Annotated in this window: 10 protein-coding genes; 7 read left to right on the top strand and 3 right to left on the bottom strand. The window is 63.3% G+C overall.

Annotated features, from left to right (window positions below):
* On the top strand, positions 1–1,053 hold a 1,053-nt coding region (locus EN991_RS08825), incomplete at its 5' end, for a S8 family serine peptidase (RefSeq protein ID WP_127368590.1).
* Here the strand turns inward: EN991_RS08825 and EN991_RS08820 are convergent.
* Positions 1,050–1,559, bottom strand: a complete 510-nt coding sequence (locus tag EN991_RS08820) for a hypothetical protein (RefSeq protein WP_013528257.1) — start codon at positions 1,557–1,559, stop codon at positions 1,050–1,052. The two genes, EN991_RS08825 and EN991_RS08820, sit on opposite strands and share 4 nt — an antisense overlap.
* Before the next feature lie 23 nt (positions 1,560–1,582).
* Positions 1,583–2,401: a class I SAM-dependent methyltransferase gene (locus EN991_RS08815; protein ID WP_013528258.1), complete on the bottom strand. Its 819-nt coding sequence runs from the start codon at positions 2,399–2,401 to the stop codon at positions 1,583–1,585.
* 78 nt (positions 2,402–2,479) lie between these two features.
* Here EN991_RS08815 and EN991_RS08810 point away from each other — a divergent pair, with 78 nt between their 5' ends.
* A complete protein-coding gene (locus tag EN991_RS08810) occupies positions 2,480–3,388 on the top strand; it encodes a LysR family transcriptional regulator (RefSeq protein ID WP_013528259.1) in 909 nt (302 codons plus the stop codon).
* Positions 3,389–3,507: 119 nt separating this feature from the next.
* Here the strand turns inward: EN991_RS08810 and EN991_RS08805 are convergent, their stop codons facing one another.
* Positions 3,508–4,530, bottom strand: a complete 1,023-nt coding sequence (locus EN991_RS08805) for a substrate-binding domain-containing protein (protein ID WP_013528260.1) — start codon at positions 4,528–4,530, stop codon at positions 3,508–3,510.
* 361 nt (positions 4,531–4,891) lie between these two features.
* Here EN991_RS08805 and EN991_RS08800 point away from each other — a divergent pair, with 361 nt between their 5' ends.
* The 5 genes from EN991_RS08800 (at position 4,892) to ugpC (ending at position 11,451) form a co-directional block, all read left to right on the top strand.
* Positions 4,892–6,247 carry an ABC transporter substrate-binding protein gene (locus EN991_RS08800; protein WP_127368589.1) on the top strand — a complete coding sequence of 452 codons (1,356 nt, stop codon included), beginning with the start codon at positions 4,892–4,894 and terminating at the stop codon, positions 6,245–6,247.
* 228 nt (positions 6,248–6,475) lie between these two features.
* Positions 6,476–7,489: a sugar ABC transporter permease gene (locus EN991_RS08795; protein ID WP_063169814.1), complete on the top strand. Its 1,014-nt coding sequence runs from the start codon at positions 6,476–6,478 to the stop codon at positions 7,487–7,489.
* Position 7,490: 1 nt separating this feature from the next.
* Entirely contained in the window at positions 7,491–8,645 is a 1,155-nt protein-coding gene (locus tag EN991_RS08790; RefSeq protein WP_064992880.1) for a carbohydrate ABC transporter permease, read from the top strand.
* A 4-nt stretch (positions 8,646–8,649) separates the two neighbouring features.
* Positions 8,650–10,314 (top strand): alpha-glucosidase, encoded by a 1,665-nt coding sequence (locus EN991_RS08785; protein ID WP_024501953.1) that lies wholly within the window; start codon positions 8,650–8,652, stop codon positions 10,312–10,314.
* Between the two features lie 24 nt (positions 10,315–10,338).
* Positions 10,339–11,451, top strand: coding sequence for a sn-glycerol-3-phosphate ABC transporter ATP-binding protein UgpC (ugpC, locus tag EN991_RS08780; RefSeq protein WP_127368588.1), 1,113 nt, complete (start codon positions 10,339–10,341; stop codon positions 11,449–11,451).
* Positions 11,452–11,480: the final 29 nt, after the last annotated feature.

Here is an 11,480-nt window from a genome sequence, read left to right as displayed (position 1 = left end):
GTGGTTGGCGATTTCGTGCCCGACGAGGTGCTGGTGACCGTCGACGGCGATGCCGGCGCTGTCCAGCAGATCGCCGCCTCCTTCGGCCTGCAGGTGCGCTCGCAGCGCCAGTCGCGGCTGCTTGGCACCACACTGGTGCGCTTCGGCATTCCCGACGGCCGGCCCGTCGGCGTCGTGCTGGCGCAACTGGCCGCCGACGGCCGCACCCAGCGGCGCGAGCCCAATCACGTCTATTCGCTGCAGCAGGCCGCCGGCATCGTCAACTATGCGTTCGACCGCATTGCACTCGATTCCAAGCAGGCCAGCGGAGAAAACGTCCGCATCGCGGTGATCGACACCGGCATCGACGACACCAACCCGGCGCTCTCGGGCGTCATTGCCGGGCAGTTCGACGCCATGCCCGACGTGCCGATCGAAAAGCGCGATCACGGCACGTCGATCGACGGGCTGATCGCCGGCGTCGGCGCGCTGGAAGGCATGGCACCGGGCGCAAAAAGCTATCACGCCCGCGCCTTCGAGGGCGGCAAGTCGACCATGGACGTCATCCTGTCGGCGCTCGACTGGGCGGCGGAACAGGACGTGCGCATCATCAATATGAGCTTTGTCGGGCCGAAGAACGATTTGCTCGGCGTCGCCTGCCGCAATGCCCGCGCGCTCGGCATGGTGCTGGTCGCCGCAGCCGGTAACAACGGGCCGAAGGCACCCTATGGCTATCCGGCCGCCTTCGATGGTGTCATCGCGGTGACCGCCACCGATGCCAAGGACGGGCTGATGCCGCAGGCCAATCGCGGCGCCTATGTCTTCATCTCGGCACCCGGCGTCGAGATGGTGGCGCCGAGCGGCGCCGGCTCGGATGTGGTCACAGGCACCTCGTTTGCCGCGGCGATCGTGAGCGGCGCCATCGCCAATCTCATCCATGCCGCGCCCGATCGCTCGGCCGACGACATCGAAAAGGCGCTCGCGGCAACGGCCAGGGATCTCGGCCCCAAGGGACGCGACAATGATTTCGGCTACGGCCTGCTGGACATCAAGGCGGCGGCGGCAAAGGACTAGTCTGCGACAGTCCAAGCCGCGGCTTGCGGAGGACGCACCAGAAAATAGAACGCGACGATGTGCGTGATCATCAGCAGCGGCACGTAGATGATCGGGATCGCGTAGGTGGCGCCCAGTTCGCCCGCACGCTGGGGGAGGCCGACCTGGATGGCGTGGTAATAGTCCACGATGAGGTCGACCGTCCCGACCAGATTGAAGGCGACGACGAGCGCCCAGAAGAGCTGAGGTATCCTCACCGTGAGCAGCGCCAGCATGGCCAGCACTCCTGTTGCAAGGTCGCCGTAGGCAGCAAACACGGCAAAGCCGGCAGGCAAATCGGGGCTGACGACACCCGGAACGAGGAAGACCAGCCCGAAGAAGCGGAAGCTGTGCAGAGCGGCAACAGCGCGCTGCGCCGCGACCCGGTCCATCGACCTGAGCCACGGCAAACCGTATGTAGCGAAGCAAAGCAGCCACGCGACATAGCCCAGAACAAGATGGATTTGGAATAGGACTTCGGTGGACATCTGGCCTCCTCTCGACAATTGGTTCATGCGGCCTCGAACACTGCGGTCAGGATACCGAGCCGACCTTGCATAAGATTTCGTCCGAGGTTGGCCGCAAGCTCAGCGAAGTCCGGTCCCATCACCACGCCGAGATTGGGCGAAGGCGGCGGCCCCGACGCGCGCAACTGTGCGAACCACGCCTTGGCGGCGTCGGTGTCGTCTTGCCATGCCAGCATGCGGAAGCTGGCCGGTTCGATCGCCTCGCGCGTCGCACCGGCTGTTAGGAGAAAGCTCGTCGCCGGCGTTCTCGCCCAGGGAAGCGGATAGTGCGGCTCGCCTCCAGACAACACGACGTCGTATGTGGCAAACCTGCCGCCTGGCTTCAGCACGCGCCGAATCTCGCTGTAGAGCAGCGTCCGGTCAGAGATGTTCATCGCCACGTGCTGCAACAGCACCGCGTCGAAACGGCCATCGTCGAATGGGAGCTCCAATGCGCTGGCGGTCTGGAACGACAGCTGCCCGCTCTGTCCCGTGCGCTCGGTCAGATAGCGCGCGGCATCCACGAAAGGCTCGCTGAGATCCACGCCAGTAACCCGGCAGCCATAGGTCGCAGCCAGAAAGCGCGCCGGCCCACCGACGCCCGAGCCGACGTCCAGTATCGACATGCCGGCAGCGATCCCCGCCAATTGGGCAAGCTCGCCGGTGGCAGCTAGCCCACGGGTGTGAAACTGGTCGAGAACGCCCAATTGTTGGGGCGTGAGGAGCTGGTCCTCCGGGCCGAGGGCAGCCAACACCGTCTTCAGCCGCTCGGTCAGGCCCGTCGCGCGATAATGGTCGCGTACCCCTTCAAGTTCATCGGTCATCGCATGATGTCTCCTAGGTTCAGCTCATACCTAGGCCCACTTCCATAATTCGACTACCCGGCGTAATAACAACAACCTATGAAGCAGAACTACACAGTCCGACATGGTGCGCTGGAGGGCATCGAGGCGTTCCTGGCTGTCGCCAGGCACCGCAACTTCCGCCGCGCCGCAGCGCAACTCGGCGTGACACCGTCCGCCGTGAGCCAGGCGGTGCGCGCGCTGGAGGCACGCATGGGTGCGGCGCTGTTCGTCCGCACGACACGGAGCGTCGGCTTGACCGAGCCTGGCCAGCGGTTCCTCGATCGTGCCGGCCCTGCTTTCGAAGAACTCGTCGCGGCCGGCGAGGCCGTGCGTGACATCGGCCAACGGCCGACCGGTCTGCTGCGCCTGTCCGTGCCCCGCGCTGTCGTGCCGTTGATCCTGGAGCCGATGATCGCGTCGTTCTGCCGGGCTTACCCCGAGATCGAGCTGGAGATCGCCGCGAGCGACGAGATGGTCGATCTCGCGGCCGGCGGGTTCGATGCCGGCATCCGTCTCGGCCAGTTCATCGCGGTCGACATGGTCGCGGTGCGGCTAACCCCATCGTTTTCGTTCGTGGTCGTCGGCAGCCCTGACTATCTCAAACGCCACGGCCGCCCCGAACGCGTCGATGATCTGCGCAACCACGCCTGCCTGCGCTTGCGCCGTTCGAATGGCGCCATAGCGCCCTGGGCTTTCGTCGACGGCAACGAGACGATCGAGGCGATGCTCTCAGGCCCGCTGATAGCGCACGATTATCCGACATTGCTCGGGGCCGCGATGCGGGGCGTCGGGCTGGCGCAGACGCCTCGACCAATCGCTGAAGCTCCGATAGCCGAAGGTAAACTGGAACCGGTGCTGGACGGCATTGCCGCCACGACGCCCGGCGTCTTCCTGTATCATCCCGGCAAGCGCCAAGTCCTGCCGAAGCTGCGCGCCTTCATCGACCACCTCAAATCCGCGGCGTGAGATGTCGGAATCCGGCCCCCTTGCGGTGGTCTCGCTACTGCCGGCGTCGGGCGAGATTGATGCGGCGTGAGTGTCGCGTCTCAACTCGATCCCGCAGAGCACATGGCTTTGATCTCCAGCTACGCCGGCGCACCGGCGACTGACCCTCTCACCACCAGGTCGACCGGCCAGACCTCGCCTCGCGCGCCCTCCTCCAGTCCTGAAATCCGTGCCGCCAGCCGCTCGGCGACACGGGCGCCGGCGAGACGGATCGATGAACGCGTCGTCGACAGCGGCACCGAGAAATTCTCCGGCCTCAGCCAGGGGAAGACATCGTCATGGGCGATCAGCGAGACGTCGCCCGGGATGCTCAAGCCGAGGTCGCGCACCGCACGCACGACGCCCAGCGCCATGATCAGGCTGGAGCAGGCGATCGCCGTCGGCGCGTCGTCCCCTTCCAGCAAACGCCTGGTGGCGCGATAGCCGTTCTCCTCGGTCATATCGACCGAGCAGACATGGCGTTCGATCAATGTCAGTCCGCTCGCGGCGAGTGCCCGGCGCACGCCGCGTTCGCGATGGATGGCGAAGGTCTCGCGGCCGTCACCGTTGATCAGCGCCAGCCGCCGATGACCGAGCTGGATCAGCAGCCTGGCCGCTTCGTGGAAGGCGCCCTCATTGTCGATGTCGGTGAAGGCGTAGTCGAAATCGAAGCCCTCACTGCGGCCATGGACGATGAAGGGAATGCCGAGCGTGTTGACCAGCGCCACGCGCCGGTCAGCGGGCCTTGGAGAGGAGATATAAACAGCGTCGACCTGCCGGTTGGCGACGATGCGCCGGTAGGTCGTCTCCTGGTCGTCGGCGTCGGCCGGCGACAGCACAAGGTCGAGCTCGTGCGAGCGAGCATAGTCGCCAAGGCCGGACAGGAACTCGACGAAATGCGGATCGATGTCGACGGACGCACCGGTCGGCAGGACATAGCCGATCATGCCGGTCTTGCCGGTCGCCAGCCGGCGCGCGCTCGGGTTGGGCCGATAGCCATGGCGCTTGGCGGCATCCATGACACGCCTGCGCGTCTCCTCATTGACCTCGGGATAGCCGTTCAGCGCGCGGCTTACCGTGGTTTGCGAAAGTGCCAGCATGTGGGCGAGCTGCTTGAGGTTCACGAAAGTCTCCATTCCCTCAAAGCGCTTTTAAATTGAATCGACCCAAGTGCCATCGGGGCCGAGCCATACGAAGCCCAACCATAGACGCGGTTTGGGCATGTTTGAAACAAAAATTGCTGCTGCACTGCCATAATAGCATGCTGCGACGCACTTTTAGGGCGCAAATGCGCGAACCTAAATCGATTGATTCGCCAGCCTCTTGACTTCCCCGCGATTCAATGGCGTGATCGGAAAAGCCAAAGCGCTTTGGAAGACTCTTCGAAAGGTTGCGGTTCCTTTCCGACTGAGTCACAGTCCTGCGGCGTCGGCGGGCGGAATGGAGGTTCCGTCCGGTGTGTGAGACCCACTGGGAGGAATACCGATGAAGAAAATGCTTTTGCTGGGTGCTGCGTTTGCCACGTTCGCCCTGAACGCGCCCGCGCAGGCCGAACTGAAGTTCAAGCCCGGCGAAGACAAGCGCTTCAACTGGGCGAACTACGAAGAGCTCAAGAAAGTCGACCTCAAGGGTGAGACGCTGTCGATCTTCGGACCGTGGCGCGGCGAGGACGAAGGCCTGGTGCGCGGCGTTCTCGACTATTTCTCGGAAGCCACCGGCGTCGAGATCAAATACTCCTCCTCGGAGAATTACGAGCAGCAGATCGTCATCGACACGCAGGCCGGCAGCCCGCCCAACATCGCCGTGCTGCCGCAGCCGGGCCTCATCCAGGACCTGGCGTCGAAGGGCCTTTTGACGCCGCTCGGTGACGACACCGCCAAATGGGTCAAGGACAATTACGGCGCCGGCCAGTCATGGGTCGATCTCGGCCCCTTCAAGGACAAGGACGGCAAGCCGGGCTTCTTCGCCTTCCCTTACAAGGCCGACGTGAAGTCGCTGGTCTGGTACTCGCCGGATAATTTCGAGGAAGCCGGCTACAAGGTGCCGAAGACCCAGGAAGAACTCGCCGATCTCGAAAAGAAGATCATCGCCGATGGCGGCAAGCCGTGGTGCATCGGCCTCGGCTCCGGCGGTGCCACCGGCTGGCCGGCAACCGACTGGGTCGAAGACCTGATGCTGCGCACCCAGCCTCCGGAGGTCTACGACAAATGGGTGAAGAACGAGATCCCGTTCAACGATCCGGCGGTGGTCAACGCCATCGACATTTTCGGCAAGATCGCGACCGACGACAAGATGGTCGACGGCGGCGCCAAGGCGGTTGCGGCGACCGACTTCCGCGACAGCCCGAAGGGCCTCTTTTCGGTGCCGCCGAAATGCTACCTGCACCACCAGGCATCGTTCATTCCGACCTTCTTCCCGGAAGGCACCAAGGTCGGCCAGGACGCGGACTTCTTCTACTTCCCGCCCTATGCCGCCAAGCCTGAACTGGGCACGCCCGTGCTCGGCGCCGGTACGCTGGCGATGATCACCAAGGACAGCAAGAGTGCGCGCGCGTTCATCGAATTCCTGAAGATGCCGCTCGCCCACGAGATCTGGATGGCCGAGGGCGGCTTCGTGACGCCGCTCAAGTCGGTCAACAAGGATGCCTATGCCAGCGACGCGCTGAAGAAACAGGGCGAAATCCTCGCCAATGCCTCGACTTTCCGCTTCGACGGTTCCGACCTGATGCCGGGCAAGATCGGCGCCGGCGCCTTCTGGACCGGCATGATCGACCTGGTCGGCGGCAAGTCGGCACAGGACGTCGCCACCGACATCCAGAAGAGCTGGGACGCCATCAAGTAGACGGCTGGCACGTAGACGACCAACCATTCTCGCACTGGATCCGGACCATACCGGCCCGGATCCGACGGCGGCCCGTGCCGCAGCCTTTCGTCATGAGCGCATTGACATGAAGCGCGATCGGCAATGTGCGCAAGCCGCCGATGACGCGCTCCAAACAACTGAATCGGCGCCTGGTCCCCGTCACCAAGGTCATTCCTTGTCGGGTCATGCGCAGGGGGAGAGGGACCCATGGCGGCTCAGATTTTCTCGGCCATATTCGTCATCATCGTCGGCGTCGGCGGTTGCGTCGCCTATTTCTGGGGCGCCAACAAACTGGTCGACCTGATATTCCCGTCACGCGGCGTCGCCGGTGCCGCGGCCATCGACAATCTACGCCGGCAAGGGTTGGTCCGCCCATGGCTGTTCGTCGGCCCGGCGATGATCATCCTCACCATTTACCTGATCTATCCGGTGGTCGAGACGCTGCGGCTGTCGTTCCTCGATCGCGGCGGCATCAGTTTCGTCGGCCTGGCGAACTATGAATGGGCGTTCGGCGACCGCGAGTTCCGCAACTCGATCCTCAACAACATCATCTGGCTGGCGGTGGTGCCGGCCGCCTGCACCTTCCTCGGGCTGATCATCGCCGTGCTTACGGACAAGATCTGGTGGGGCACGATCGCCAAGAGCCTGATCTTCCTGCCATTGGCGATCTCCTTCGTCGGCGCCAGCGTGATCTGGAAATTCATCTACGAGTATCGGGGCGAGGGCCAGACGCAGATCGGCATCCTCAACGCCATCATCCAGCATTTCGGCGGCCAGCCGCAGGTCTGGATATCGCTGCCGTTCTGGAACAATTTCTTCCTGATGATCATCCTGATCTGGATCCAGACCGGCTTTGCCATGGTCATCCTGTCTTCCGCCCTGCGCGGCATCCCCGAGGAAACGCTGGAAGCCGCCGTCATCGACGGCGCCAATCCGTTCCAGATCTTCTGGAAGATCATGGTGCCGCAGATCTGGGGCACCATCGCCGTGGTCTGGACCACGATCACCATTCTGGTGCTCAAAGTGTTCGACATCGTGCTGACCATGACCAACGGCCAGTGGAACAGCCAGGTGCTGGCCAATCTGATGTTCGACTGGATGTTCCGCGGCGGCGGCGATTTCGGCCGCGGCGCCACCATCGCCATCATCATCATGATTGCGGTCATTCCGATCATGGTCTGGAACATCCGACAGGCGAACAAAGAGACGGGAGGACATTGAGATGGCCGTCGCGACCGGAAATTCCTTCGCCAGCCGCTTCGGCGTCCACATCGCCGTGCTCATCTTCGTCGCGATCTGGACCATACCGACCCTCGGCATCCTGGTCTCGTCGCTGCGCGACAAGAACCAGATCATCGCCTCGGGCTGGTGGAACTCGTTCGCCAGTTCCACCCAGACCGAAGCCGGCCGGCTGCCGCCCGCCTCGGCGCAAGTCGAGAAGGCCGGCAAGTTCGTGCTCGAGGGCAATATCTTTGGCGACGGCGCCAAGCGCGACATCAGCGCCTTCGGGGTCAAATCGGCGGCACCGACGCAGTATCCCGCCGGCACCACAGCCGATCTCGGCGACGGCGTGACCTTGCAGCTCAATGCCGACGGCAGCTTCGTCATGCAGTCCCCGAAAGCGTTCGAAGGCGATCGCGGCCAGCGCGTCTATTATGCTTCGTCGGCGCCGCCGAAATTCACCACCGATAATTACAAAACCGTGCTGTTTTCCGAAGGCATCGGACGGTCTTTCATGAATTCCCTGACCGTCACCATTCCGGCGACCGTCATCCCGATCCTGATCGCCGCCTTTGCCGCCTATGCGCTGGCCTGGATGCGGTTTCCCGGCCGGGCGCTGCTGATCGCGGTCATCATCGGCTTGCTGGTGGTGCCATTGCAGATGTCGCTGATCCCGCTGTTGAAACTCTACAACGGCGTCGGCGCTTTCTTCGGCATGCCGTCGAAGACCTATCTCGGCATCTGGCTGGCGCATACCGGCTTCGGCCTGCCCTTCGCCATCTACCTGCTGCGCAGCTACATTGCCGGCCTGCCGCGCGAAATCATGGAATCGGCGCGCATCGACGGCGCCAGCGATTTCGAGATCTTCGTCAAGATCGTCTTGCCGCTGTCGTTTCCGGTGCTGGCTTCGTTTGCCATCTTCCAGTTCCTGTGGGTATGGAACGATCTGCTGGTGGCGATGGTTTTCCTCGGCACAGAGGCAGACCAGATTGTGCTGACCGCCAAGCTCAACGCGCTGTTGGGCTCACGCGGCGGCGACTGGGAGATTCTGACGACATCGGCTTTCGTGACCATCATCGTGCCGCTGATCGTGTTCTTCTCGCTGCAGCGCTATTTTGTCCGCGGGCTGCTTGCCGGCTCGGTGAAAGGAGGCTGAGACGATGCAATCCGCTTTGAAGGCCAGCTCGAAGCCTGACCTCGCCATCGATCGCGACTGGTGGCGGGGCGCGGTGATCTACCAGATCTATCCGCGCAGCTACCAGGACTCGAACGGCGACGGCATCGGCGATCTCAAGGGCATCATAGGCCGCCTCGCCTACATCGCCGCACTCGGCGCGGACGCTATCTGGATTTCGCCGTTCTTCAAGTCGCCGATGAAGGATTTCGGCTATGACGTGTCGGATTACTGCGATGTCGATCCGATGTTCGGCACGTTGGCCGACTTCGACGCGCTGACCGCCGAGGCACACAGGTTGGGCTTGAAGGTGATGATCGACGAGGTGCTGTCGCACACCGCCGACAATCATCCCTGGTTCAAGGAAAGCCGGTCGAGCCGCAGCAACCCGAAAGCCGACTGGTACGTCTGGGCAGACGCCAGGCCGGACGGCACGCCGCCCAACAACTGGCTGTCGATCTTCGGCGGCTCGGCCTGGCAATGGGACACCAGCCGCCAGCAATATTACATGCACAATTTCTTGGCCGAGCAGCCCGACCTCAACTTCCACAACCACGAAGTCCAGGACGCGTTGCTCGACGTCACCCGCTTCTGGCTGGAGCGCGGCGTCGATGGTTTCCGGCTCGACACCATCAATTTCTACTTCCACAGCCAGGGCTTGGAAAACAACCCGCCGCTGCCGCCAGAAGAGCGCAACGACCAGACCGCGCCGGCGGTCAACCCCTACAACTACCAGGACCATCTCTACGACAAGAGCCGGCCCGAGAATCTCGGCTTCCTCGAACGGTTCCGTGCCCTGCTCGATGAATATCCGGCAACGGCAGCGGTCGGCGAGGTCGGCGATTCGCAGCGTGGGCTTGAAGTGGTGGCCGCCTACACCGCCGGCGGCAAGCGCGTGCACATGTGCTACTCCTTCGATTTCCTGGCGCCGGAAAAGATCAGCGCGGGCAAGGTCCGCTCGGTGCTGGAATCCTTCGGCAAGGTCGCCAGCGATGGCTGGTCGTGCTGGGCCTTCTCCAACCACGATGTAATGCGCCCGGCCTCGCGCTGGGCCGCCAATGAGCCCGACCCGACCGCCTACCTCAAGGTCATCTCGGCGCTGCTGATGTCCTTGCGCGGTTCGGTCTGCATCTATCAGGGTGAGGAACTTGGGCTCGGCGAGGCCGACCTTCGGTTCGAGGATTTGCAGGATCCCTACGGCATCCGCTTCTGGCCTGAATTCAAGGGCCGCGACGGCTGCCGCACACCGATGGTGTGGGACGGCGGCGCCAAGAATGGCGGCTTCTCCCAGGCAAAACCCTGGCTGCCGGTGCCGGCCAAGCATTTGGCGCAAGCGGTCAATGTCCAGCAGGGCGACGAGGCTTCGCTGCTCGAGCACTACCGGCGCTTTCTCAGCTTCCGGCGTGCCCATCCGGCGCTGGCCAAGGGCGACATCACCTTCATCGAAAGTGAGGGAGATACCGTGGCCTTCACGCGCCGCGCAGGCAACGAGCAGATCGTCTGCGTCTTCAATCTGGGAGCCGGGCGGGCCAAGGTTGACCTTGGCGGCCGATCGCTGCAACCTCTGCCCGGGCACGGATTTTCGGGGCAGGCGAGCAGCGGTTCCATCGAGCTTGGCGGCTACGGCGCCTGGTTCGGGCGTCTCGACTGAATTTCCAATCACTGGAGGAAACCAATGGCCGATGTCACGCTAAGACAAGTGAAGAAGTCCTACGGCAATCTGAACATTCTCCACGGCATCGACCTCGATATTAGGTCGGGCGAGTTCATCGTCTTCGTCGGCCCGTCGGGCTGCGGCAAGTCGACATTGCTGAGGTCGATCGCCGGGCTCGAGGAAATCACCTCCGGCGAACTCAGAATAGCCGGCGAAGTGGTGAACGACGTGCCGCCGTCGAAGCGGGGCATCGCCATGGTGTTCCAGTCCTACGCGCTGTACCCGCACATGACCGTCTACGACAACATGGCGTTCTCGATGAAGATCGGCAAAGAGAACAAGGCCGAGATCGACCGCCGCGTGCGCCAGGCCGCCGAGATCCTGCAGCTGACCAAATATCTCGACCGCCTGCCCAAGGCGATGTCGGGTGGCCAGCGCCAGCGCGTCGCCATCGGCCGCGCCATCGTGCGCAATCCGAAGGTGTTCCTGTTCGACGAGCCGCTTTCGAACCTCGACGCCGCGCTGCGCGTCGCCACCCGCATCGAGATCGCCAAGCTCAAGGAATCGATGCCCAACACGACCATGATCTACGTTACCCACGACCAGGTCGAGGCGATGACGCTGGCCGACCGCATCGTGGTGCTCAAGGACGGCCATATCGAGCAGGTCGGCACGCCGATGGACCTCTACAAGAAGCCCGGCAATCTGTTCGTTGCCCAGTTCATCGGCTCGCCGGCCATGAACATCCTGCCGGCGACCATCGAAAAGACCGGAAACCCGACCGTCGTCAGCCATGTCGGCGGACGCAAGGCGACCGTGCCGATTGCGACGCCGGCTTCGGCAAAGGGCGCTGCGGTGAGCTTTGGCGTGCGGCCGGAGGACCTGATCATCGCCAGCGGCGCGGACTATCTGTTCGAGGGGACGGTCGACTATGTCGAGCAACTCGGCGAGGTGCAGCTTGTCTATGTCGACATCGGCCGCGCCGATCTGCCGCTGGTGACCAAGCTGCCCGGCAATGTCGAGGTCAAGCGCGGCTCGACATTGCGGCTGAGCGCCAATGGCGAGGACCTGCATATCTTCGACGCGGATGGACGTTCTTTCGCGTTGCATGAAGTGGAAGGAAAGGGGGCTTAACCGCAATTGGCGTGGCAGGCACAAAAAAG

This window comes from Mesorhizobium sp. M7A.F.Ca.US.005.03.2.1 (assembly GCF_003997795.1).
In the GTDB taxonomy this organism is placed as follows: Bacteria; Pseudomonadota; Alphaproteobacteria; order Rhizobiales; family Rhizobiaceae; genus Mesorhizobium; species Mesorhizobium ciceri.
This window is presented reverse-complemented; position numbering and strand designations above follow the sequence as displayed.